The sequence below is a fragment of the Bacillus sp. FSL K6-1000 genome (assembly GCF_038630785.1).
GTDB classification, from domain to species: domain Bacteria; phylum Bacillota; class Bacilli; order Bacillales; family Bacillaceae; genus Bacillus; species Bacillus safensis.
Genome location: NZ_CP152042.1, coordinates 3,186,614 through 3,211,517, shown reverse-complemented (window position 1 = coordinate 3,211,517; position 24,904 = coordinate 3,186,614). Strand labels below are relative to the sequence as shown.

Below are 24,904 nucleotides of genomic sequence, written 5' to 3'. Positions count from 1 at the left end.
AACGGATGCGAGTCACACAAGGTATGATTTCTCAAAACTCACTTCGAAATATTAGTAAAAGTTATGAAAAACTTTCTAAGATTAATGAGCAGGCACAAACAGGAAGACGTTTCACGAATACGTCTGATGATCCTGTTGCAGCAGTAAAAAGCCTTCAATATAGTACTGCCTTGTTTCGAAATGAACAGTATAAAAATAACTTAAATGAAGCACAAAACTGGATTGATACATCTGAAACAAGTGTCACTGAAATTATTGATATTATGTCAAATATACGAGATAAAGTGCTTGATGCGGCAAACGGAACAAAGCAGCCAGAAGATTTAGCAGCTATCGGAGTGGAAATTGGTCAGATGAAGAATCAAATCATCGATGCAATGAACACTCAAATGCTAGGTAAGTTCGTATTTAATGGGACAAATACAAATGTTAAACCAGTTGTTGAGAATGCAGACGGAACGTATACATTTAACTTCGAAAATTATACAGATGCGAATGTTGTTCAAGCGAATATTTCTGATGGGATTACTTTAAATGTAAACTCAAATCCAATCTCAGCGTTTGGTGGACAGGCCAACGGTCAAAATGTCATTGAAATGCTGACTGATTTAGAAAATTCATTGAAAAATGGAACATTCGCGAATTCTGATGATGCATTAGGAAGTATCGATCAGTTTAAAGAAGTGATGAGTGCTGAGCGATCTGACCTAGGAGCGCGTTCGAATCGTGTTGACTTAGTAGGAAGTCGTTTAACTTCACAATACCAAGTATTGAAAAATGCTAAATCAGATAATGAAGATGTTGAAAGTGAAAAGGCAATTCTTGATCTTCTTCAACAAGAGACGGTGAATAGAGCTGCTTTAGCGACAACAGCTAAAGTCATTCAGCCATCCCTTGTTGATTTCTTAAGATAATAAAAAGCATCCGTAGGGTGCTTTTTTGCATCATGGAGGTGAATATATGCAAATCCCTAGATTGTTAATGCAGCAAACCTATGCAAAGCTTCAAATGTCGACAACTCCTTCTAGGCAAGAAGTAGAGCAGCCACGAGCGGACCTTGAGATTCAGCAGCCGCGAGCTGTCATGGATATCAGAAGGACACCATCGAAATTAACCATTGATCAAACCGAGGCATTTGCCGATATGGACATCAAGTCGATTTTTAGACGTTCTGAGGAATGGGCAGCTGAGGGGAAGCGGGCTGTTGGAGAAGGAATGGGCCGAAGAGCGGAAGAAGGAAGTGAACTTATCAAGATCGAGAATGGTGGAAATGCGATTGCTGAATTTGCCAAGATCAACGGCAGTCCTCCAGCAAAACAATTCACCATTGGTGTGATACCTTCATTCTTTAGTGTGAAAATTCACTATCAGCCTTCTGAGCTTCAAATTGATGTGGAGCCGCAAAAAGCTGTCATAGAGGCAACACCTCATAAACCAATCGTTAATTACCAGCCAGGTAAGGTCAATATTGATATGTTACAATACCCAGAATTAAAAATAGAAGTTGACGAAACGGGCCAAAATGGTGATAAGGTATAGTTAAGAAAAACGAAAAAGGTCGTGAATTATGATCATTCAAACAAAATACCATGGTGAAGTGACAATCAAAGAGGAGCAAATCATCAACTTCTCTAACGGGATACCAGGATTTCTGGATCAAAAACAGTTTGTCATTTTGCCTTTATCAGAAGAATCTCCGTTTTTAGTTCTTCAATCATTGAAAAACGCAGCATTAGGCTTTATCGTCAGCAGTCCGTTTTTATTCTTCAATCAATACGAATTTGATTTAGACGAAACGGTTGTAGACATTCTGGAAGTAGAAGATGCCAATGATGTGGAAGTAATGGTTATTTTAACAATGGAATCATCTATTGAAAAAACAACAGCTAATTTAAGAGCGCCTATTATTGTGAACCGGAAAAACATGAAAGCCAAGCAGGTGATTTTGCATGATTCAGCCTATCATACAAAACATTTGTTAGAGGTGGCATCCTCATGTTAGTGCTGTCTCGTAAATTAAACCAGTCAATTCAAATAGGCGATGATATTGAAGTCAAGATTATTTCAATCGAGGGCGATCAAGTGAAAGTCGGGATTGAGGCTCCTAAGCACATCGATATTCACAGGAAAGAAGTGTACCTGTCTATTCAAGAAGAGAACAATCGTGCTGCGAGCTTATCCTTAGATCTCCTCTCTCAATTATCCTCACAAAAAAAGTGAGGATTTTTTTATTGCATTCAGCTGTCCTTCTCCGTGTGAAAGTGTTCCGATACAGATGTTCATGATCTATAGGAAACTTTAACAAATCGGTCCATCTATATTTAATTTGCAAATTCAAAGCCGATATAAAAGATAGATTAAAGCACAGGAGCTGAATAACTATGTCTGTTGGTAAGTTGACATCACTAGAGCCAATTATCGATGCATTTCAAACCCGTGTTTCTAATAACCAGAATGACAATGTAAACTCTGACTCACAAGCAAATGGCAAGGCTGTTTCAAAAGAAGAAATTGAAAAAACGCTTCAAGGCGCAAACAAGCTGATTGAACCTACTCAATTTCATCTTCAATTTGAATTACATGAAAAACTCAATGAATATTATGTCAAAGTCGTAGATAACCAAACAGAAGAAGTTATTAGAGAAATTCCTTCCAAGGAATGGCTTGATTTCTATGCGGCAATGACAGAAATTGTCGGTTTATTTGTAGATAAAAGAATGTAAATGAAGGGAGAACATAAATAATGGTCAATCGTATTACTGGATTTTCAAATGTGTTCGATATTGATGAAATCGTATCAAAGCTGATGAAAACGGAGCAGGCACCACTTGATACAATGACGCGCCAAAAACAAACACTTGAATGGCAAAGAGACAGCTATCGCGAGGTTAATTCGAAAATTAAAGAATTAGATGATTTGATCAACAGTTTAAAGTTAAATCTTCCAAGCACATATGGTGCCAAAAAGGTGACAAGCTCTAATGAATCTGCTGTCACAGCAACTGGATCAACAAATGCGACCTCTGGCTCTATTCATGTCACTCAGCTAGCGACAGCTTCCGTCTTCAAATCTTCTGGTACATCTGGATTTACACCAACAAACGGAACGTTTACGTTTGAAGTGACGACACCAGATTCGACAAAACCAAAAATGGTGACAATCAATACTTCTGATACCGACACAATTGATGACATCGTGAAAAAGCTGAACAGCGCACAATTAGGTGTGACGGCTTACAAAGGCCAAATCTCTGATGGCACTAACTACGTGGATACAATTGCTCTTACTTCTCGGACAACGGGTGAAGGCGTCAGTATTAAAGCAGCTGATGGCAATTCGGCTTCATTTTTAACGCAATTAGGATTCCAAGTAGATGGAGATAACAAATTAGTTGCGACCACTCAAGGACAGAAGGCGCAATACGAGATTAATGGTCTGAAAATGGAGAATAACAACAATACATTCACACAGGCTGATATTACGTACGAGCTTAAAGCAACCACAGATAAGCCCGTCAGCTTAAACGTTTCAACAGATGTTGATGCCATATATGATAAAATTAAACAATTTGTTGATAAATATAACGAACTCGTTGAGCAGATTAATGGAAAAGTCAATGAAAAGAAAAACAGAGACTATCATCCATTAACGGCTGAAGAGAAAAAAGCGATGTCTGAAAAAGAAATAGAGCTATGGGAAACGACCGCGAAGTCTGGCTTGCTGAGAAGTGATTCCATTTTACGATCTGGTGCCTCTAAAATAAGAAGTGATTTGTATGCTAATATTACGACAAGTGATGGGGATAAAATCCAACTCACACAAATCGGTATTTCGACATCATCCAGCTATAAAGATGGTGGGAAGCTTGAATTTATTAAGGATAGTGATGGAGTAGAGAAATTAAAAAAAGCCATTGAAGAAGACCCGGAGAAGGTCAGACAAATGTTCATCTCGGGTAGTTTAAATGTGGATTCAAAGGATAAAGACAAAGCGCAGCAGCAATATCAAGAACAAGGAATCATCTATCGTATCAAAAATTCCTTATCAGACTTTTCGAAGAGCATTCAAAAAAAGGCTGGCAGCATAACAATGGAATCAAAGGAATACGGACTTGGTAAGGACCTTGATTCTTTGACAAAACGAATGAGTACATTCCAAGATCGTTTAAAAATGGTTGAAGCCCGTTACTACAAAAAGTTTAACGCCATGGATAGTGCAATTCAAAAGCTAAACAACCAATCTGGCTACCTTTCTCAACTGCTTGGACAATAATTGGAGGTTTATAACATATGGCAATACAGAACCCTTATGCCGCCTATCAGAAAAATTCTATTGAGACCGCAACACCTGCTGAGTTGACGCTTATGCTTTATGAAGGCTGCTTAAAGTTCATTAGAATAGCGAAGCATGCCATTCAAAAAGAGGATGCAGAAACGAGAAACTTGAACCTGAAAAAGGCTCAAAACATCATTCAAGAATTAAATGTCACCTTAAATCGTTCCTATGACGTATCAAAGAGTATGGCAAGTATGTATGATTACATTTATCGCAGACTGATAGAAGCTAATCTTCAAAATGACGAAGAGATATTGAATGAAGTAGAAGAGTACGTAACTGATTTCCGTGATGCGTGGAAGGAAGTCATTCAAACCGATCGAAAAGGCCGTCACCACTCTATCGGGGGCTCTCTATGAGTATTGTGGACCAGCTACATGATCAAACATTAAAAATGGCAGCAGAAATATCGGAAAATCCGCAAAGTGAGACACTGGTTGAAGACTTTGATGCCTTTTTAATCGAGAGAGACGAATTAATGAGAGATATACAGCATGAATTGACGGATCAAGAAAAAGAGAAAATCCGAGAAATCATACAAACAGATCAAGAGATGGCGAAGCAATTAACGGTTATCCAAAATGGGATAAAAGCAGATATTCAAGCCATTCAAAAAAAGAAAACAAAACAGCTGAATTATCAAAATCCATACCAGCCCATAACAAGTGACGGCGTATACTACGATAAACGGAAATAAATAGGTGAGACCTGTGGCGTATCGTTCAAATGACTATATTTTATTAACCACATATTATGAACTTCTATACACGATAGAAGAGAGTCTAAAATATTTAGATGAAATTGAGAAGGATTTTGACAAAACAGAAGGGGATCGGATCTTTAATGATCTGATCCATGCCTTCTTTCATTTAGACACAACACACCCCCTTCTGCTTTCAATTATTGAAAATGAACACTTTGCCAAAACGATTCGTTCGTTTGATCAAATATTTTTAAGTTTTGATATACTAGCTTTCTATACATTCCCTTCAAATCACTTCCAATCATTCCTGAAATCATATTTTATACCTGAATATAGAAAGTGGATGGATGAAATACATGCCTGTATGAGGCCGTATGTCATTCATTAATTTTTGTCCAATTCAGACCATTCGGAGGAAATTATGAGACTAAAAAATCAATTTTTATTTGGGCTTATTGTCATATGTGTATTGTTTGTCAGTATGTTAGGATTCTCAAGCTTTCTCTATTACAAAACAGATCAATCCTATAAAGTGTTATTAAGCAAGGAAGTGAAGCTTTATCAGACCTCGCTGGAATTAGAGGCGCTTCTGCAAAAGCAGGAAGCACAGATTAAAACATATGTCGTCATGCAAGACAGGGAAATCTCACAAAAGATTGAAGATACTTATGTTGATATTAATAAAAAAACAGGAGATGCTTTAAAACTTAGTACAGTCAAACAGGCAAAACAATTATTAGAAAAGATATCTAAAAAGAATGAACTCTACTATGAATCCACAAAAAGGTTATTTATATCATTAAATACCAACAATCAAAAAGAATTCAACACCCGCCTCACTCAAGAATTACAACCTATAGAACAAGAAATACATACCTTTACAAAAGAATTCGCTCAAAACCAGCTAAAACAACGTGATCAAAAAATCAATCAGCTCAATCAAGATAGTAATCAATTATTGCTTACACTCATTTTGGTCAGTGCTGCGATTATTGTTGGCTTTCTGGTGATTGGTGTCAGATTCGTTCATCGCATGACAAAACCAATTGTTTCTGTCACAAATGCCGCAAGAAGGATGGCAGATGGTGACCTGACCCTTGAAGAGATTGAAGTGACCTCTAAAAATGAGATTGGTCAGCTCGGCACAGCCTTTAATCAAATGACGGCTCATTTGCGTCAGCTTATTTTGCAGGTGCAAAGCGGATCAAGACAGCTTGCTGATTCTGCTGCTCAATTTGAGGAAACCATCAGTCAAACGATATCGGCTAGTGAGCAGACATCTAGCTCGATTGAACAGGTCAGTGAAGCTTCACGAGAACAATCAGATGCGGTCGGAAAAGTCGCCTCTTCCATTCAAGAAGTGTCGACTGGCATGCAAAATGCAGCTGTACACACGTCCGATGTTTCGGGTCACTCAATTTCAGTGACTGAAAAGGCTGAAGAGGGTGCCAATCTTATTCAACAATTTGTGAAACAAATGAGTTCTATTAAAGAGTCTGTGAATGAACACCATTCCACAATGGCCAATGTACAAGCGCAATTTACAGGCATTCAAGGTCTGTTAGGTCATATCCATGCCATTGCTGACCAGACGAATTTACTTGCTTTAAACGCAGCCATAGAAGCAGCAAGAGCGGGAGAACATGGAAGAGGTTTTGCAGTTGTAGCAGATGAAGTGAGGAAGCTGGCAGAAGAATCTAGTCAGCTGACAGATCAAATTAGTCAATTACTAGAGAACGTGAACAAAGATACAGAAAGGTCATCGCAATCGATGACGAAGGTTGAGCGGGATGTAGCAGAGGGTGTAAAAGTATCACAATTATCTGAACAGAGCTTCCATGAAATCCTGGAATCTATTCGTGATATTTCAATGAAAGCCGAAGAACTGTCAGCCACTGCAGAACAAATTTCTGCTAGTACAGAGGAAATTTCTCAAACGGTTGGTGTCATTGAAGAAGGTGCGAAACGAAACTCAGAAGAAACAGAGTATATGTCTGCTGCTGTTGAAGAATCATTAGCGGCCAATGAAGAGATGAAAGCCGCTGCGGAGGATTTAAAATCCTTGTCTCAATCGCTGAAAACATCGATTTCATCTTTTACCATTTAATGTGAGCTGGTCTTTTTCAAGAATCAGCCGAATATATATTCATCACCTAGCAAGCAACAGTTGAAGCACCGCAAAATTCGACAAATTTCAATAAATATTCACATTTTTTTTACGTTTGAGCAGGAGAAAAGGAGGGAAAAGTAGAAATAGGTTTACATATCCTTAATTTTAAAGGAGGCGTTCTTTACATGAATTACAATGTCAGAGGAGAAAACATCGACGTAACACCTGCACTAAGAGATCATGTCGAGAAAAAAATTGGAAAGCTGGAGCGTTATTTTGAGACAGATGTTGATGCTTCAGTCAACGTGAACTTGAAGTTTTACAATGATCAAGAATCTAAAGTTGAGGTTACCATTCCAATGACTGATCTAGCACTTCGAGCTGAGGTGCATAATGAGGATATGTACAATGCAGTAGACCTAGCAGCCAGTAAATTAGAACGTCAAATTAGAAAGCACAAAACAAAAGTAAACCGTAAATTCCGCGAGCAAGGTGCCAAAAAGCACTTATTTGCTGGAGGAAATGGTACGGCTGAAGTAGCAGTTCAAGATGACGAAGAGATTGATGAAACAGAAATCGTCAGACAAAAACGTTTCAACTTAAAGCCGATGGATAGCGAAGAGGCCATTCTCCAAATGAACATGTTAGGTCATAGTTTCTTCGTTTTCACAAATGCTGAGACAAATTTGACCAATGTGGTTTATCGCCGAAATGACGGTAAATATGGACTCATTGAGCCAAACGCTTAAATATCAGTTGATGCTGATTTAAAAACAACCTAAATAAAGTAAACCCGTTCCTTTCATAAGGGGCGGGTTTTTTGTGCGAAATTATGGCAAATTCTTTGGAAATGAAAGAAGGTATGGTATGATAAATGCAGGTAAATATGGACCTGTCAAACTTTTGGACATGCCGAAAAATTGCATGAAATAGAGGAGCGTTATTATATGCTTGGAATCTTAAACAAAGTGTTTGATCCTACGAAACGTACGATCAGCCGATATGAAAAAAAGGCAAATGAAATCGAAGCTCTCGCTCAAGATTTTGAAAAATTATCTGACGAGGCTTTACGAAATAAAACGATTGAATTTAAAGAAAAACTTGAAAAAGGACAATCCGTGGATGACCTGTTGGTTGAAGCATTTGCTACGGTTCGCGAGGCTTCCCGCCGCGTAACAGGAATGTTCCCATTTAAGGTGCAGCTTATGGGGGGGATCGCACTTCACGAAGGCAACATCGCTGAAATGAAAACAGGTGAAGGGAAAACATTGACATCCACAATGCCTGTTTATTTAAATGCTCTTTCTGGAAAAGGCGTCCACATCGTGACAGTCAACGAATATTTGGCAAGCCGTGATGCGCAGGAAATGGGCAAAATTTTTGAATTTCTTGGTTTAACGGTCGGCTTAAACTTAAACAGCTTAGACAAAGATGAAAAAAGAGAAGCGTACGCCGCTGATATCACGTATTCAACAAACAATGAACTCGGCTTTGACTATTTACGAGATAACATGGTGCTTTACAAAGAGCAGATGGTTCAGAGACCACTTCATTATGCTGTGATCGATGAGGTTGACTCCATTTTAATTGATGAAGCGAGAACACCTCTTATTATTTCTGGACAAGCTGCGAAATCAACAAAGCTTTACGTACAAGCCAATGCATTTGTCCGCACTTTAAAAATTGAAGATGATTTCACGTATGATATTAAAACAAAAAGTGTGCAGCTGACTGAAAGCGGAATGACGAAGGCGGAAAAAGCATTCGGCATCGAGAACCTGTTTGATGTCAAACATGTCGCGCTGAACCATCACATCGCTCAGGCACTGAAAGCACATGTTGCGATGCAAAAAGACGTGGATTATGTGGTAGAAGAAGGCCAAGTAGTCATCGTTGACTCCTTCACAGGACGTTTAATGAAAGGACGCCGTTATAGTGAAGGACTGCATCAAGCCATCGAAGCAAAAGAAGGTCTTGAAGTGCAGAACGAAAGCATGACACTAGCAACAATTACGTTCCAGAACTACTTCCGTATGTATGAAAAGTTATCTGGTATGACTGGTACAGCAAAAACGGAAGAAGAAGAATTTCGTAACATTTACAACATGCAGGTTGTGTCAATCCCGACCAATCAACCAGTAGTTCGTGATGACCGACCTGATTTAATTTACCGCACAATGGATGGTAAATTTAAAGCAGTGGCTGAGGATGTTGCGCAGCGCTATATGACAGGACAGCCAGTTCTTGTCGGAACAGTAGCAGTTGAGACATCTGAGCTTATTTCTAAGCTGCTTAAAAATAAAGGCATTCCTCATCAAGTGTTAAACGCGAAAAACCATGAGCGTGAAGCACAAATTATTGAAGAGGCTGGTCAAAAAGGTGCTGTGACCATTGCGACAAACATGGCAGGACGTGGTACAGACATCAAGCTTGGCGAAGGTGTAAAAGAACTTGGAGGTCTGGCTGTTATCGGGACAGAGCGTCATGAATCCCGCCGGATTGATAACCAGCTTCGCGGACGTTCTGGACGTCAAGGAGACCCAGGGATTACCCAATTCTATCTATCCATGGAAGATGAATTGATGCGCCGATTTGGTGCAGAGCGAACGATGGCAATGCTTGACCGCTTTGGCATGGATGACTCTACACCAATCCAAAGTAAAATGGTGTCTAAAGCCGTTGAATCATCGCAAAAACGTGTAGAGGGGAACAACTTTGATTCCCGTAAGCAGCTTCTGCAATATGACGATGTGCTTCGTCAACAGCGTGAAGTGATCTACAAACAGCGTTTTGAAGTCATCGATTCCGACAACTTAAAATCAATTGTCATCAATATGATCCAATCTTCAATTGAGCGTGCTGTCGGATCTTATACGCCAAAAGAAGAGCTGCCTGAAGAATGGAAACTAGATGGTCTTGTTGAATTAATCAACACGAACTATTTAGACGAAGGTGCCATCACGGTCAAAGATATCTTCGGTAAAGAAGCAGATGAAATCACAGACTTCATCATGGATCGTATTAAAGAAAAATATGATGCAAAAGAAGAAACATTTGGCGAAGAACAAATGCGTGAATTTGAAAAAGTCATCGTTCTTCGTGCGGTGGATTCGAAGTGGATGGACCATATCGATGCAATGGATCAGCTGCGTCAAGGTATTCATTTACGTGCGTATGCACAAACGAATCCGCTTCGTGAATACCAAATGGAAGGATTTGCGATGTTTGAGCATATGGTTGCTTCAATTGAAGATGATGTAGCCAAGTATGTCTTGAAATCAGAAATCCAAAACAACCTAGAACGCGAAGAAGTTGTCCAAGGTCAAACAACGGCTCATCAGCCACAAGAGGGCGATGAGGAGAAGACAGTGAAGAAAAAGCCGGTACGTAAAGTCGTAGACATTGGACGAAACTCTCCATGTCACTGCGGAAGCGGCAAGAAATATAAAAATTGTCATGGGAAGACAGAATAAGTAATGGAAAGAGGTGAAAACCTCTTTCTATTCATGTCAGCCCCCATACATCTATGAGGTGAAGGATATGGAATTAGTAGAAATTAGACAAGAGCTTGAAAATATGGCTAGCAGGCTAGCTGATTTTAGGGGGTCTCTTTGACTTAGAAACAAAAGAAGCCAAAATCGCAGAGCTTGAAGCGACGATGTCAGAGGCTGATTTTTGGAATGATCAGCAAAAGGCTCAAGGCGTTATCAATGAAGCCAATGCACTGAAGGATTCTGTGAATTCCTATCATGAGCTCAGTGAATCGCATGAAGAGCTGCAAATGACGCATGACTTATTAAAGGAAGATTATGATGAGGAGCTTCATGCAGAGCTTGAAAAAGAGCTGAAGAACTTAACGAAGCAATTTAACGAATTTGAGCTGCAGCTTCTCTTAAGCGAACCTTATGATAAAAACAATGCCATTCTTGAGCTTCACCCAGGTGCTGGCGGTACCGAATCACAGGACTGGGGTTCTATGCTTCTGAGAATGTACACTCGCTGGGCAGAGCGCAGAGGCTTTAAGGTCGAAACGCTTGATTACCTTCCAGGTGATGAGGCAGGAATTAAGTCTGTGACATTGCTGATCAAAGGGCATAATGCGTACGGTTATTTAAAAGCAGAAAAAGGTGTTCATCGTTTGGTTCGTATTTCTCCTTTTGATTCATCTGGCCGTAGACATACATCCTTCGTTTCATGTGATGTTATGCCGGAATTCAATGAAGAAATTGATATTGATATTCGCACAGAGGATATCAAGGTAGATACGTATCGTGCAAGCGGTGCAGGCGGACAGCACGTCAATACGACGGACTCTGCCGTTCGTATCACACATATTCCAACCAATGTCGTCGTGACGTGCCAAACAGAAAGATCACAAATCAAAAACAGAGAACGTGCGATGAAAATGTTGAAATCGAAACTTTATCAAAAACGGATCGAAGAACAGCAGGCAGAATTGGATGAAATCAGAGGAGAGCAGAAAGAAATTGGCTGGGGAAGCCAGATTCGCTCTTATGTATTCCACCCTTATTCTCTTGTGAAAGACCATCGAACCAATACGGAGATGGGAAATGTTCAAGCGGTGATGGATGGAGATTTAGATTCATTTATCGATGCATACCTACGTTCGAAATTATCATAAAAACTCGGCTTCTTGCCGGGTTTTTTTAATTGTGAGAAAATATAATGAATATAAAGGAATACATACGACATACTGATTCTATATCCTTTGTATGATGAAATTAGCAAATAAAGGGGGAAATATTTTGGGATTAACACCATTACAAGAAACGTGGGATTTAGATGCCTTTTTTAAAGGAGGCAGTTCTTCACCAGAATTTAAGACATACCTGCAAACCATTCAGCAGCTATTAGATGAATTACGACAAAAGGTGGATGCCTTTTCAAAAGAAGATACACACATTGAAAGCAAATTAACGTCTGTCCTTAACACGTATGAAACTACATATAAAAAATTGTCTCAAGCAGGTTCATATGTATCCTGCCTCCAAGCTCAAAATACGAAGGATATGAAAGCAGGCAGCCTTCGAGGTACGATTGCCAAGCTGGAAGCGGATTTAGGAACCATCCTTGCACTGTTTGATCAAGCGCTTGCTGCTATTCCTGCAAACAAGTGGGAAGAACTGATGAATTCAGCAGCCTTTTCAGATGTCCGCTACATATTAAATGAGCGAAGAGACCGTGTGAAGGATCAATTACCTGTTGAACAAGAAACACTGATCCAAAAGCTGTCTGTAGATGGGTACCATGCGTGGGATGAGCTTTATTCCAGCTTAGTGAATAAAATTACCATTCCGTTTGAACAGCATGGTGAAACGCAGATGATCTCTGTAGGCCAAGCGGAAAATGCAATGGATGATTCAGATCGTGAAGTCAGAAAGGCCGTTTACCACAACCTAGAGCATGCATGGACACAGGATGAACATTTATTTGCTAGTACGCTCAACCACCTTGCTGGTTTTCGTTTGCAAGTGTATGAAGCAAGAGGCTGGGATCACATTTTAAAAGAGCCGCTTGAAATTTGCCGTATGAAACAAGAAACCCTTGATACAATGTGGTCTGTGATTGATGAACATAAGCAGCCATTCATTGATTATTTACACCGAAAAGCTGAGATGCTTGGAGTGGATAAGCTGAGCTGGTTTGATGTTGGGGCTCCTATCGGCAGTGAGACCAAAATCTATCCTTATCAAGAAGCAGCTGCTTTTATTGTGAAACACTTCGCTGGATTTGGAGAAGAGCTCGCTGCTTTTACAGAAAAAGCCTTTAACGAACGCTGGGTAGAAGCTGAGGACCGTCCAAACAAAAGGGTAGGCGGCTTTTGTACAAATTTCCCTGACAGCGGAGAATCACGCATTTTTATGACCTTCTCAGGAAGTCCATCCAATGTGGCGACACTAGCGCATGAGCTTGGTCATTCGTTCCATCAGGACGTGATGCAGGATGTTCGCATTCTGAATCGCAAATACGCAATGAATGTAGCTGAAACAGCGTCCACCTTCGCAGAAATGATTGTAGCTGATGCTTCATTAAAAGAAGCGGCAAATGAAGAGGAGCGTCTCAGCTTGTTAGAGGATAAGCTGCAGCGCAGTGTAGCATTCTTCATGAACATTCAATCTCGATTCTTATTTGAACAGCGATTTTATGAAGAGCGTAAACAAGGAGAAGTGCCGGCTGACCGATTGAATGAATTGATGGTCGAAGCGCAGAAGGAAGCGTTCGGTGACTCATTAGATGAATACCATCCTCATTTCTGGGCGTCTAAGCTGCATTTCCATATCACGAATGTTCCATTTTATAATTTCCCATACACCTTTGGATACATGTTCTCGCTGGGGATTTATGCAAAAGCATTGCAGGCTGGTACATCGTTTGAAGAGAAATACATTGCATTATTAAAAGATACTGCTTCAATGACAGTAGAAGATTTAGCCAAAAAGCATCTAGGCGTTGATCTTACCCAAAAAGCATTTTGGGAAGATGCCATTCGTTTGGCTGTAGCAGATGCTGAAGAATTTTTAGAAGTGACGAAAAAATAAAAATGAAAAGCTCCCGTTATGGGAGCTTTTTTGCTGGCTTCAGCCAATCCAGCATTGTCTGAATGAGATCATTTTGCTGCGACAGGGCTGGAATGTCCGCCGGCTGATCCCCTTTTTGTTTGCCATACATGCCAAATTGCGCATGATTCCCGCCTTTTATTTCATGATAAACGGTTTGAGACGGCAGATTTGCTTTCGATTTCTTGATTTTCTCTTGTGTTGCCAGCCCATCCTTTTCACCTGAAATAGAGAGGACTTTTAGTGACGATTGTTTCAGGTCATCTGATGCTGGATAAGATGCTAGGAAAAAGAGTCCATCTAGCTTGCTCTGATTTTTTTCTGCAAACATAGCGGCAGCTGCCCCGCCAAGTGAATGTCCGCCAATATACCAGTGTTTGATCGTTTGATGATCTTTGATGATATCCTGCGCTTTGTTTGGATTGAAGATCGCAAAGGAAAATGGCATGTCAGGGATAAAGACAGAGTAGCCTTTTTTCATCAGCGTATCCCCAATATAGGCATACGCAAGTGGTTCCACCTTTGCCCCAGGATAGAGAATGATGCCAGTATCACTTTTTGATGCTTCAAAAGTATAAACATCGTTTTTATGTTCCACTTGCTCCATGTTCACCTGTTTTTTTAATGCTTCTGATGGTCCGTATGTAAATCGGCTCCATGTATAGAAAGCACCAAAAGCTAAGATGATCAGTGCAAGTAATGTCATACCTGATATCTTCAGTATTTTCTTCATCGCATGCCCCTTCTTTCTCATGTACATATTAAATATACCATCATTTACTCCTATGCCAACCGGCAAGTACGCTGATCCGTCTGTGTGATAAAGTATTAATCCATTAGCACTGCATTTGGCTGTTATTTACAATCGTTTTAAGAGGGCTTAAAATAGGTGTGCATTCAGAAGTAACGGAGGAAGAAAGACATGAAGCAGGGACATTCACAATTTTGGATCGAAGTGAAAAATTATTTGTTCATTTTAATCGGATCAGCCATCGTGGCGATTGGATTTAATACGTTATTATTGCCGAATCAGATTGCCGCAGGTGGTGTGAGCGGAATTAGTACCATTATGCAGTCATTCGGCTTTGAAGCAGCGTATGTGCAATGGGGGCTCAATATTCCGCTGTTTATCGCTGGCTTTTATTTATTAGGCGGTACATTTGGAGTGAAAACACTCGTCGGTTCGATTTTTTTACCTTTCATGGTGTTTGTCACACGACATATTGCACCTGTCACACATGAAGCGCTGCTGGCAGCTATTTTTGGCGGTGTGGTCATTGGAATCGGTATAGGGCTCGTGTTCCTTGGGAATGGATCAACAGGTGGAACGGCACTCGCTGCCAAAATCATCAATAAGTACACAGGACTCACGCTAGGCACTTGCTTAGCGATGATGGATGGTTTGATTGTTCTGGCTGCAATGACGGTCTTTGGAATCGAAGAGGGGCTGTACGCGGTTATTGGTGTGTTTATTTCGAGTAAAACGATTGATGTGGTACAGGCTGGCTTCAGTCATTCGAAAATGGCGATGATCATTACAGGGCATGAAGATGAGGTCAGACAGGCGGTTTTTGATCAAATTGATCGCGGTGTGACGAAGATCTCAGCAGTCGGAGGATATACCGATCATGACCGCCCAATTTTGATGTGTGTCGTTGGGCAGTCACAATTCACAAAGTTGAAACAAGTGGTGAAAGCAATCGATGCATCAGCATTTGTCATTGTAATGGATGCAAAAGAGGTGCTTGGTGAGGGTTTTAAAAGGGCATAAACAAGGATATAATAGCGTTGACCAAATGATTGTAAGGGAGGGAAATAGATGAAAAAAAGCGGATTAACGATGCTATTTGCAGCAATGCTTCTTGTTCTCGCAGCTTGTGGAGGAAATTCAAGCGGCAGCGACAAAGAAGGCAGCAAAAGTGCTTCATCTGTGAGCAGTGGTGAGGAGATCTATCAGCAAAACTGTATTGGCTGTCATGGGAAAGACCTATCTGGCGGAGGCGGACCAAGCCTGAAAGAAGTAGGGAAGAAATATAATGAAAGCCAAATCGCAGATATTGCGCAAAACGGTAAAGGCTCTATGCCAAGCGGAATGGTAGATGAGAAGCAAGCAAAAGAAGTAGCAAAATGGCTTGCAGAGAAAAAATAAAACCTTTGTCTAATCGACAAGGTTTTTTTGTTTTTTATATGTAGAAAAAGACTTTTGGATAGTATGAAAACGCATTATATTAAATTTTATTTAAAAAATAAGGGTATAAAGGCACGTTTTTCGGTTTTGGTTGTTCTATTTACCTTTTATTTATAAGTTTTGAAATATAAATGTAATACCATTGCGTCGATTCATGACGTATAATTGGAGTTGTTGAAAATGAGACGATTCAATTTTTTCATCTTTTTGGATGAAAAGGACATAAATTGCTAGTAAGTATCGAAGGGTATGTGCGTAACCATACATAACGTTTTTTGACGAGAAGTGTCAAAACATCATGATAGCTGTTAGTCAGCGAATAAGAAAAGATTAGGTGATTACATGATTCAAATGAAGGAAGTCTACAAGATCTATCCTAATGGCGTAAAGGCGATCAATGGAATCAATGTCTCTATCCATCCAGGAGAGTTTGTGTATGTTGTTGGTCCCAGTGGTGCTGGTAAATCCACTTTCATCAAAATGATGTATCGTGAAGAGAAGCCAACCAAAGGGCAAATCTTAATTAATAACAAAGATTTAGGTTCAATGAAGGAAAAAGAAATTCCTTACGTAAGAAGAGAAATTGGCGTAGTATTCCAAGATTTCAAGCTGCTTCCAACTCTTACTGTGTTTGAGAATGTTGCATTTGCTCTTGAAGTGATTGGTGAACAGCCTCATATCATTAAGAAAAAAGTGCTTGACGTTCTCGATCTAGTCCAGCTAAAGCACAGAGCGCGCCAATTTCCTGACCAGCTGTCCGGCGGTGAACAGCAGCGGGTATCTATCGCTCGGTCGATCGTCAATAGCCCTGAGGTCGTCATTGCAGATGAGCCGACAGGAAACCTTGATCCAGACACTTCCTGGGAAATCATGAAGACGCTCGAAGAGATTAATAACCGCGGAACAACAGTGGTTATGGCGACACACAACAAAGAAATTGTAAACACCATGAAGAAACGCGTCATCGCAATCGAAGATGGAATGATTGTGCGTGACGAAGCAAGAGGGGAGTACGGAATTTATGATTAAAACTCTCTCGCGGCATTTACGTGAGAGCTTCCGTTCACTAGGAAGAAACACGTGGATGACTTTTGCATCAATTAGTGCGGTTACTGTCACATTGATTTTAGTTGGGGTTTTCCTTGTGATTATGCTCAACTTGAATAACATGGCATCGAACGCTGAAAAAGAAGTAGAAGTAAAAGTATTAATCGAATTAACGGCGAATCAAAAGCAGCAGGATGAATTAAAAGCAGAAATTGAAAAGATTCCTGAAATCAGTAATGTGAAGTACTCATCTAAGGATGACGAACTGAAAGCTTTGATTAAAAGCTTCGGAGAAAATGGACAATCCATGGGACTTGTTGATCAAGAAAATCCATTAAACGATGCGTTCATTGTGAAAACAACAGATCCTCACGATACACCAAAAGTAGCGAAGAAATTAGAAAACCTAAAGGGTACATATAAAGTAACCTATGGGAAAGAAGAGGTCAGCCGACTCTTTAATGTAGTCGGAGTAGCGCGTAATGTCGGCATTGTGCTCATTATTGGGCTGTTATTTACAGCTATGTTCTTAATCTCCAATACGATCAAAATTACGATCTTTGCTAGACGTAAAGAAATTGAGATTATGAAGCTGGTAGGTGCAACGAACTGGTTTATCCGCTGGCCATTCTTCATTGAAGGATTATTGCTTGGTGTATTTGGCTCCATTATACCTATTGCTCTATTGCTTGGCACGTATCAATATGCAGTGGGCTGGGTCGCACCGAGAGTACAGGGCTCATTTATTTCAATGCTTCCATACAACCCATTTGTCTATCAAGTATCACTGATCCTGCTAGTGATCGGTGCAATCATTGGGGTATGGGGAAGCTTAACGTCTATCCGTAAATTCTTAAAAGTATAAATATATTTTGATGGCAGCATTCGAGGATTCTATAGAAGATGTGACCGGTTGATCCGATTCATCCGGTCGGCTCTTCATGTCGACAGTTGTCATGGGAGGGGAATATCGTTTTGAAAAGAAAGCTGATGATGGCTGGAATGGCAGCGTTTATTGGAACAACGTGGCTATACATTCCAGGGAACGAGAATCGTGCATTCGCATACGAAGACCTAGATCAAAAACGTCAACAAATCGAAGAGAAAACATCGAAGACTGAATCAAACTTGAAGAAGAAGAAGTCAGAGCTGGCAAAGCTTGAAAAGAAAGAATCAAAGCTCAAGAAAGAAATTGAACAAATTGACCAAAAGGTAAGTACTGCAACTGAAAAAGTCGCTGAAAAAGAGAAAGAAGTTAAAAAAACGAAGCAAGAGATCAAACAGCTGAAAAAAGACATTCAAGTCATCAATGAGCGAATTGAAAAAAGAAAAGCCATTTTCAAAGACCGAATTCGTTCTATGCAAAAAAGCGGCGGTACGATCAACTATTTAGATGTGCTGCTAGGTGCTCGCAGCTTTAGTGATTTTGTCGGTCGTGTTGGGGCTGTCTCAACGATTGTCGAAGCAGACAAAGACATGATTACAGAACATGAAAATGATTTAAAGCTGGTGGAGCAAAAAGAAGCAGAGCTAAATAATCAGCTAAGTGGACTTGAAACATCTCTGAAAGAGTTAGAAGCACTGAAAAAAGATTTATCTAAGAAGCACAAAGAAAAAGAACACATTTTAGGTGATGTGACAGATAAAAAAAATCATGCACATGATGAACTAGGTAAGCTTGAGAATGAACAAGAAATTCTTGCGAACCAAAAAGCGGCTGTGAAGTCTGAGGAAGCACACCGTCAAAAGGAAGAAGCGGCGAAAGCAAAACAAGCAGCTGAAAAAAATGCACCTGCACCTCGTAGCGGCGGATCAGATCAAGTATCTGATACACCAGCAAGCAGCTCAGGCTTTATTAAACCAGCTGCAGGGCGTTTCTCATCTGGCTTTGGCGGACGTTCTGGCGGAAACCACTTCGGATTAGATATTGCAGCAAAAGGCACAGTTCCTGTCTATGCAGCAGCATCTGGAACCGTCACAAACTCAAGCTACTCATCGAGCTACGGAAATGTTGTGTTCATTACGCACAATATCAATGGACAGACATATCAAACTGTATACGCCCACCTGTCTACAAGAAGTGTGTCAACAGGACAGAGAGTTGAACAAGGACAATTCCTTGGCTATATGGGAAATACCGGCCAATCGCATGGTCAGCATCTTCATTTTGAAATTCATAAAGGATTATGGAATGGCGCGAAATCAAATGCAGTCAATCCAGCGCAATATATCCGCTAATCAAAAAGCCGATAACATGACGTTATCGGCTTTTTTTGTATAGATAGAATTAAAATAACAGCAGTAACCCGGCAATAATAGGTGTTAACAGAACAGCTGATTTCAATAAGAGCTTCGGTGCAAGGCGTGTGAATTTCGCGCCTATAAATGCGCCTAAGACGGTTCCAATTAATATTTGGATCAGCAAGATAAAATCAACATAGCCCTCTGAAATATATCCAATTCCACCGCCGATGGAAATCGGAATAATGACAAGCATCGTCGTGCCAACAGCTTGCCGAATCGACAGCTTCAGTAAAATCAAAAGTCCTACTTGAATAAACGGTGCAGACCCGATACCAAACATGCCTGACAGCATTCCAGACACAAGGCCTAAAATAATGCCTCTTGTCATCAGCTGGCGTGAAGAAAGCGGCTGCTGCTCAGCCTCTTCATTAAGAACAAATAGTTTGATCATCATAAAAACAGCGGATAAAAAAAGCATCCCTGCTGTTAAATAGTGCAGACTCTCTTCTGGAATAAAAGGAGCGACCTTAGCCCCGGCAAAAGAAGCAATACAAGCCAGAGCCCCGACAATCAAACCAGATTTTAACTGAATGTTCCCTTCCCTGTAGTGGCTGTATGCACCTGATAGTGTCGTAAATGCCATAGCGGCTAATGACGTCCCGAGTGCTGTATGGATAGGGATATCAAAAACTAATGTAAGCAATGCGATGACAAATCCCGCCCCGCCTGCTCCTACAAAACCTAATAAAATTCCTAATAAAAGCATCGTCAAGATAATATACATAGCGAAGACTCCTTCTCAATCATAACAAAATAAAAATTACACCTAATAAAATGATTCGTCAAGCCTTCACGGGAGAATGTCTTTACATGAAATCCCTTCTTCTGGCATATAATAACTCAGGTCATCAGGAAGAGTTGAAGAAGGAGGCCAAATATGAAAAAACAAATCGCATCTATTATGGCAAGTGTCGTTCTCTTAATAAGTGCAGGTGTGATGACGCATAAAGAGGGAACTCATGCGGAGTCACCGCAAGCAGCTGCTGCAATGGCTGGACAAGCTCAATCAAGTGATAAGGCAAAAGAGAATGGGATGGAAAAGATCGAGAAAGCCTATGACCTTATTTCGAATGAATATGTAGAGGAAGTGGATCGGCAAAAGCTGCTTGAAGGCGCGATCCAAGGAATGCTTTCGACGTTAAACGATCCATATTCAGTATACATGGACAAGCAAACCGCAAAGCAATTTTCTGATTCGCTTGATTCTTCCTTTGAGGGGATTGGGGCAGAAGTGGGGATGGATGAAGGAAAAATCATTATCGTCTCCGCCTTTAAAAAATCCCCTGCGGCAAAAGCGGGTCTAAAGCCGAAAGATGAAGTCATCAGCATTGACGGTGAACCGATGAAAGAAAAAAGCTTAAACGATGCTGTGCTGAAAATAAGAGGGAAAAAAGGAACTTCTGTCGCCTTAACAATCAAACGAAATGGGATTGAAAAAGAGCTAACGTTCCATATCAAACGAGAGGAAATCCCGCTTGAAACAGTGACTTCCTCTGTAAAAGAGGTCAATGGGCATAAAACAGGCTATATTGCGATCTCCAGCTTCTCTGAAGATACGGCGAAGGATTTCACGTCAAGCCTGAAACAGCTCGAGAAAAAGGGCATAGAAGGCCTTGTACTGGATGTGAGAGGAAACCCTGGCGGCTATCTGCAAAGTGTGGAAGATATTTTGAAGCATTTTATTACGAAAGATCAGCCCTATATTCAAATCGCAGAACGGAATGGCGACCGGAAACGATATTTTTCAAAACTGAAAGAACAAAAACCTTACCCAGTCAATGTCTTAATTGATAAAGGCAGTGCTTCCGCTTCGGAAATACTTGCTGGAGCCATGAAAGAAGCTGGCAAGTATGAAGTCGTCGGTGATGTCTCCTTTGGAAAAGGAACTGTGCAGCAGGCGGTTCCGATGGGAGATGGAAGTAATATTAAATTAACGCTGTATAAATGGCTCACGCCAAAAGGCAATTGGATTCACAAAAAAGGCGTCGTACCGACAATTGCAATTCATCAGCCGGATTACTTTACCGCAGGTCCGCTTCAGCTAAAAGAACCGCTTCAGCTTGATATGAACAATGAAGAAGTGAGACAAGCCCAGACGCTGTTAAAGGGATTGTCATTTGACCCTGGCAGAGTAGATGGATACTTTGATGAAGAAACGAAAAAGGCCGTACTTGCCTTCCAAAGCACATACAATCTCGATAAATCAGGTGTCATTGATTTGAAAACAGCGGAAATGATGAACAAAATGGTGGATGAAGTGAAATCATACGAAAAAAATGACCTTCAATTACAGACTGCACTAAAAGCACTATATCTTAAAAAATAAAGAGGCGAATAATAGCCTCTTTTTTTTGGTTCATAAGTGTCATGAACATGTAATAATTTATGATTAAAAATAAATTATATCGAGAAATATATTCATTTATTTTACAAAAAACATAACATTCCTTCGATTTTACCCGATAACATATGTATATAAGAGACTTTCTGTTGATTTAAACATGTCATGAAAATGAAACTTTTGAAAGTTGTATGTTACATAAATAATTCTTACAATAAAAAGTAGCACTCATTTTAAATATTTTATTTTTTGCGGATATTCAGCTTGAGCATTAAGCTGTACCGAGGTTTGCGCTTTTCTTAAAAGAACTAGTAAATGGGGGTACACAATTGAAAAGGGCAAGTATTGTGAGAGAGAAAAAATATTACGAGTTGGTAGAGGAACTTAAGAGTCGTTCGAAAGATGTGACGTTTTCCGCTACAAAGGCATTAAGTCTGCTCATGCTGTTAAGCAGGTACTTGGTCAATTACACAACGGTAGAATCAGTCGACGAAATCGATGAAGACTGTGCTGAGATATACTTCAATTATTTAATGGATAATCATAAGAGACTTGGTATAAACTTAACCGACATCAAGAGGTCGATGCAGCTGCTCGGCGGCATACTAGATGTAGATGTCAATCACTACTTAAAAGATTTTTCACTGTCGAATGTCACACTTTGGATGAATCAGGAGAAATAAACCTGATGTCAAGCATCGATTTATTTGATAGAATAAGAGAAAATGCTTGACTTGGGCGGTGAACGATAATGAGCTCGGAGTGGATGGGAGCCGGATTAAAAGCGGTCGGTCTGTTTTTAATCCATCCTCTTTTTTATTTCATGATATTAATCAGCCTATTGCATGGCTACATCCGCGTAAAGCGGGAGAGAAAAGCGTTTCAAACAAGAATAGAAGATGTATACGATGAACTTAAATTTACATATTCAAAGGGATGGATTCTAGGGATATGCCTATCCGTCATTTCAGTAGGCTTAGGGATTGCCCTCCCCCCTGGATTCATCGTGCTGATTGCAGCGATGACCATCGTTTTCTCTTTATTCTTTAAGGCGAGTGCGCTTTCGTCTGCATACACACTCGGTTTCAGTTTTATTGCGGCACTTGGACTGATGCATTTCCAAGTGAGTCATTCTTGGCTGCCGCAGCTCTCAATGATGAATGCATCAGCCGTTGTCATTCTGCTAGGACTTTTATTAATGACCGAGGGGATTCTAGCCTATCGAACGGCGCATTTACGTACATCGCCTGCTATGGTGATGAGTGCGAGAGGACTTTTAATTGGTCAGCAGCGGGCAAACCGTCTGTGGCTTTTACCGCTTGTTTTGCTGATGCCGGCAGGTGAATTCACTTCTTCTCTGCCATGGTGGCCGGTGCTTCAAGTGCATGATCAAAGCTTTTCATTTATTTTGATTCCTTATATCATCGGATTCGGTCAGAGAATTCAAGGCTCACTGCCAATTGTTAGTATTCAAATTACAGCTCGGCGTATTCTCATGCTCGGACTCGCTGTCGCCTTATTAGGTGCTGCAAGTATTTGGTTTGAACCGATTGCTTGGGGAGCTGTATTGATTGCGGTGATAGGAAGAGCCTTTCTCTCGTGGAAGCAGAGGGTCAATGACAATGCTGCCCCGTTCTACTTCTCTAAGCGTAATCAAGGGCTGATGGTGCTAGGAATTATTCCAAATACACCAGCGGCTGATTTAAAGCTTGAGATCGGAGAAGTCATTACAAAAGTGAATGGAATTGAGGTAAAAACCGTTTCGGAATTTTATGAAGCCCTTCAAACCAATCGTGCTCTGACAAAGCTCGAGATCATTGGCTTAAATGGTCAGACAAGATTTGAGAAACGTGCTTCTTACGAAGGGGAGCATCATCAGCTTGGCATCCTGTTTGTAAAGGATGATCCACAGCAAGAACCAACGGCAATTTCATATTAAAAAAAGCTGCTAGAGATGGCAGCTTTTTTCTTTTGGGCGCGCTTCTTTCCCGTAGGATTCGCCCCATTCACGCATGGCGAAGATGATAGGCTTTAAGGTATTTCCGAGAGAAGTGAGTGAATATTCGACACGAGGGGGAACCTCTTCATAGACTTCTCTATGAACAACGCCGTCTTGTTCAAGCTCACGCAATTGCAGTGTGAGAACACGCTGAGAAATTCTTGGCAGAAGCCGGCGCAATTCATTGTAGCGTTTTGGTCCGCAAGTCAAATGATAAAGGATCACTCCTTTCCATTTCCCTCCGATGACACTTGTCGTCACTGAAACGGGACAGCCATGATTGACAATACTGACTGGATTGGATGGTGCACTCATCTTAAGACTCCTTTCTAAGGCAAATTTGGTGATATACGAACAAGATGGTAACTAACGAACAAAAATGTGCGTACTTGAATCACTCGAAGCTTTTCTTATACCATAGAGATATCACATCACACATTCGGGCTGTTTGTTTTCTTATCATAACAATTTCTATATGTGAATGGAAAGAAATTGGATTGATGAAACACACACCCTAATTGGTTAATAGAAAGGATGAATACAATGCGAGACAAAGAGCAATTAAAAAAAGAAATCATTGAGGCGTATGAGTTCCGCCATGCGACAAAAGAGTTTGATCCAGTGAAAAAAATATCAGAGGAAGATTTTGCGTTTATTTTAGAAACAGGAAGACTTTCCCCAAGCTCTGTAGGGTTTGAGCCTTGGAAGTTCCTCGTGGTTCAAAATGAAGCATTTAGAGAAAAATTAAAAGAGTATACATGGGGAGCGCAAAAGCAGCTTCCGACTGCCAGCCATTTTGTGATCATCTTGGCAAGAACAGACGCCCGTTATGATTCAGCATATGCAGAATACATCAACAAGCAAATCAAAGGAATGTCAGACGAAACGTTCGAGATGGTGAAGGGACGCTATCAAGAATTCCAAGAGAATGATCTTCATTTGTTAGAAAATGAACGTACGCTCTTTGATTGGGCTTCAAAACAAACGTATATTGCCCTTGGAAACATGATGACAGCCGCTGCACAAATTGGCATTGATTCATGTCCAGTCGAGGGATTCAGCTACGATGAGATTCATCGCATTCTAGATGAAGAAGGGCTGCTTGAGGATGGTCAGTATGATATTTCTGTCATGGCAGCCTTTGGTTATCGTGTGACCGAGCCGAAGCGCGGCAAAACGCGCCGTCCGATGGATGAAGTAGCTGTTTGGATTCGTTAAAAGAGAATGTCTGAAAAAGGATGTTGACAATTGCGTGGTTAGTCAGTATATTTAAAAAATAAAATCTTTGATGAATATAC

26 protein-coding genes are annotated in these 24,904 nt (G+C 40.5%); 23 read left to right on the top strand and 3 right to left on the bottom strand.

The window, feature by feature from the left end:
* The first annotated feature begins 5 nt into the window (after positions 1–5).
* The 14 genes from flgL to MHI46_RS16680 all read left to right on the top strand — a co-directional run bounded on the left by flgL (position 6) and on the right by MHI46_RS16680 (position 13,709).
* Positions 6–914 carry a flagellar hook-associated protein FlgL gene (gene flgL / locus MHI46_RS16745; RefSeq protein WP_039181799.1) on the top strand — a complete coding sequence of 303 codons (909 nt, stop codon included), beginning with the start codon at positions 6–8 and terminating at the stop codon, positions 912–914.
* A 46-nt stretch (positions 915–960) separates the two neighbouring features.
* The gene (locus MHI46_RS16740) at positions 961–1,539 is read left to right on the top strand and encodes a DUF6470 family protein (RefSeq protein ID WP_251181036.1); all 579 of its coding nucleotides are present in this window, start codon (positions 961–963) and stop codon (positions 1,537–1,539) included.
* Positions 1,540–1,567: 28 nt separating this feature from the next.
* Positions 1,568–2,002, top strand: a complete 435-nt coding sequence (fliW, locus tag MHI46_RS16735) for a flagellar assembly protein FliW (RefSeq protein ID WP_041088051.1) — start codon at positions 1,568–1,570, stop codon at positions 2,000–2,002.
* Positions 1,996–2,220 (top strand): carbon storage regulator CsrA, encoded by a 225-nt coding sequence (gene csrA / locus MHI46_RS16730; RefSeq protein WP_008360181.1) that lies wholly within the window; start codon positions 1,996–1,998, stop codon positions 2,218–2,220. The genes fliW and csrA overlap by 7 nt, the downstream gene beginning before the upstream one ends.
* Positions 2,221–2,381: 161 nt before the next feature.
* The gene (gene flaG, locus MHI46_RS16725) at positions 2,382–2,723 is read left to right on the top strand and encodes a flagellar protein FlaG (protein ID WP_212042485.1); all 342 of its coding nucleotides are present in this window, start codon (positions 2,382–2,384) and stop codon (positions 2,721–2,723) included.
* A 20-nt stretch (positions 2,724–2,743) separates the two neighbouring features.
* Positions 2,744–4,273, top strand: a complete 1,530-nt coding sequence (locus MHI46_RS16720) for a flagellar hook-associated protein 2 (protein WP_251181037.1) — start codon at positions 2,744–2,746, stop codon at positions 4,271–4,273.
* Between the two features lie 17 nt (positions 4,274–4,290).
* Entirely contained in the window at positions 4,291–4,695 is a 405-nt protein-coding gene (gene fliS / locus MHI46_RS16715) for a flagellar export chaperone FliS (protein ID WP_024423612.1), read from the top strand.
* Positions 4,692–5,033, top strand: a complete 342-nt coding sequence (fliT, locus tag MHI46_RS16710) for a flagella biosynthesis regulatory protein FliT (RefSeq protein WP_342502962.1) — start codon at positions 4,692–4,694, stop codon at positions 5,031–5,033. Before fliS ends, fliT begins: the two co-directional genes overlap by 4 nt.
* Before the next feature lie 13 nt (positions 5,034–5,046).
* Positions 5,047–5,427 carry a hypothetical protein gene (locus MHI46_RS16705; protein ID WP_039181775.1) on the top strand — a complete coding sequence of 127 codons (381 nt, stop codon included), beginning with the start codon at positions 5,047–5,049 and terminating at the stop codon, positions 5,425–5,427.
* 33 nt (positions 5,428–5,460) lie between these two features.
* Positions 5,461–7,146, top strand: a complete 1,686-nt coding sequence (locus MHI46_RS16700; RefSeq protein ID WP_342502961.1) for a methyl-accepting chemotaxis protein — start codon at positions 5,461–5,463, stop codon at positions 7,144–7,146.
* Between the two features lie 188 nt (positions 7,147–7,334).
* Positions 7,335–7,898 carry a ribosome-associated translation inhibitor RaiA gene (gene raiA / locus MHI46_RS16695; protein WP_024423608.1) on the top strand — a complete coding sequence of 188 codons (564 nt, stop codon included), beginning with the start codon at positions 7,335–7,337 and terminating at the stop codon, positions 7,896–7,898.
* A gap of 198 nt (positions 7,899–8,096) precedes the next feature.
* Positions 8,097–10,622 carry a preprotein translocase subunit SecA gene (gene secA / locus MHI46_RS16690; protein WP_106025568.1) on the top strand — a complete coding sequence of 842 codons (2,526 nt, stop codon included), beginning with the start codon at positions 8,097–8,099 and terminating at the stop codon, positions 10,620–10,622.
* 67 nt (positions 10,623–10,689) lie between these two features.
* Positions 10,690–11,791 (top strand): peptide chain release factor 2 gene (gene prfB, locus MHI46_RS16685; RefSeq protein ID WP_098677688.1). Its coding sequence is split into 2 segments (ribosomal slippage): positions 10,690–10,761 and positions 10,763–11,791, totalling 1,101 coding nucleotides; the frame shifts between segments, so codons are not numbered across the junction.
* A 124-nt stretch (positions 11,792–11,915) separates the two neighbouring features.
* Complete coding sequence (locus MHI46_RS16680; RefSeq protein ID WP_260774917.1) at positions 11,916–13,709, top strand: M3 family oligoendopeptidase; 1,794 nt, start codon at positions 11,916–11,918, stop codon at positions 13,707–13,709.
* Positions 13,710–13,725: 16 nt separating this feature from the next.
* Here the strand turns inward: MHI46_RS16680 and MHI46_RS16675 are convergent, their stop codons facing one another.
* Entirely contained in the window at positions 13,726–14,460 is a 735-nt protein-coding gene (locus MHI46_RS16675) for an alpha/beta hydrolase (RefSeq protein WP_260774916.1), read from the bottom strand.
* A 189-nt stretch (positions 14,461–14,649) separates the two neighbouring features.
* Here MHI46_RS16675 and MHI46_RS16670 point away from each other — a divergent pair, with 189 nt between their 5' ends.
* The 5 genes from MHI46_RS16670 (at position 14,650) to MHI46_RS16650 (ending at position 19,200) form a co-directional block, all read left to right on the top strand.
* A complete protein-coding gene (locus MHI46_RS16670) occupies positions 14,650–15,498 on the top strand; it encodes a YitT family protein (protein WP_024426245.1) in 849 nt (282 codons plus the stop codon).
* Between the two features lie 48 nt (positions 15,499–15,546).
* Entirely contained in the window at positions 15,547–15,876 is a 330-nt protein-coding gene (gene cccB / locus MHI46_RS16665) for a cytochrome c551 (protein ID WP_260774915.1), read from the top strand.
* Positions 15,877–16,257: 381 nt separating this feature from the next.
* The gene (ftsE, locus tag MHI46_RS16660; RefSeq protein ID WP_024423601.1) at positions 16,258–16,944 is read left to right on the top strand and encodes a cell division ATP-binding protein FtsE; all 687 of its coding nucleotides are present in this window, start codon (positions 16,258–16,260) and stop codon (positions 16,942–16,944) included.
* The gene (ftsX, locus tag MHI46_RS16655; RefSeq protein ID WP_039181755.1) at positions 16,937–17,827 is read left to right on the top strand and encodes a permease-like cell division protein FtsX; all 891 of its coding nucleotides are present in this window, start codon (positions 16,937–16,939) and stop codon (positions 17,825–17,827) included. Before ftsE ends, ftsX begins: the two co-directional genes overlap by 8 nt.
* 110 nt (positions 17,828–17,937) lie before the next feature.
* On the top strand, positions 17,938–19,200 hold the full coding sequence (locus tag MHI46_RS16650; protein ID WP_144467967.1) for a M23 family metallopeptidase: 1,263 nt from the start codon (positions 17,938–17,940) through the stop codon (positions 19,198–19,200).
* A 49-nt stretch (positions 19,201–19,249) separates the two neighbouring features.
* Here the strand turns inward: MHI46_RS16650 and MHI46_RS16645 are convergent, their stop codons facing one another.
* Positions 19,250–19,990: a sulfite exporter TauE/SafE family protein gene (locus tag MHI46_RS16645; RefSeq protein WP_126682357.1), complete on the bottom strand. Its 741-nt coding sequence runs from the start codon at positions 19,988–19,990 to the stop codon at positions 19,250–19,252.
* A gap of 153 nt (positions 19,991–20,143) precedes the next feature.
* On the opposite strand from MHI46_RS16645, the gene MHI46_RS16640 reads away from it, so the two are divergent.
* The 3 genes from MHI46_RS16640 (at position 20,144) to MHI46_RS16630 (ending at position 23,546) form a co-directional block, all read left to right on the top strand.
* Positions 20,144–21,592: a S41 family peptidase gene (locus MHI46_RS16640; RefSeq protein WP_039181746.1), complete on the top strand. Its 1,449-nt coding sequence runs from the start codon at positions 20,144–20,146 to the stop codon at positions 21,590–21,592.
* Positions 21,593–21,936: 344 nt separating this feature from the next.
* On the top strand, positions 21,937–22,290 hold the full coding sequence (locus MHI46_RS16635) for a swarming motility protein SwrAA (RefSeq protein ID WP_003212923.1): 354 nt from the start codon (positions 21,937–21,939) through the stop codon (positions 22,288–22,290).
* A gap of 68 nt (positions 22,291–22,358) precedes the next feature.
* Positions 22,359–23,546 (top strand): PDZ domain-containing protein, encoded by a 1,188-nt coding sequence (locus tag MHI46_RS16630; protein ID WP_228280152.1) that lies wholly within the window; start codon positions 22,359–22,361, stop codon positions 23,544–23,546.
* Positions 23,547–23,555: 9 nt separating this feature from the next.
* Here the strand turns inward: MHI46_RS16630 and MHI46_RS16625 are convergent, their stop codons facing one another.
* Positions 23,556–23,921, bottom strand: coding sequence for a winged helix-turn-helix transcriptional regulator (locus MHI46_RS16625; RefSeq protein WP_024423595.1), 366 nt, complete (start codon positions 23,919–23,921; stop codon positions 23,556–23,558).
* A gap of 228 nt (positions 23,922–24,149) precedes the next feature.
* Here MHI46_RS16625 and MHI46_RS16620 point away from each other — a divergent pair, with 228 nt between their 5' ends.
* On the top strand, positions 24,150–24,824 hold the full coding sequence (locus MHI46_RS16620; protein WP_260774910.1) for an NAD(P)H-dependent oxidoreductase: 675 nt from the start codon (positions 24,150–24,152) through the stop codon (positions 24,822–24,824).
* Positions 24,825–24,904: the final 80 nt, after the last annotated feature.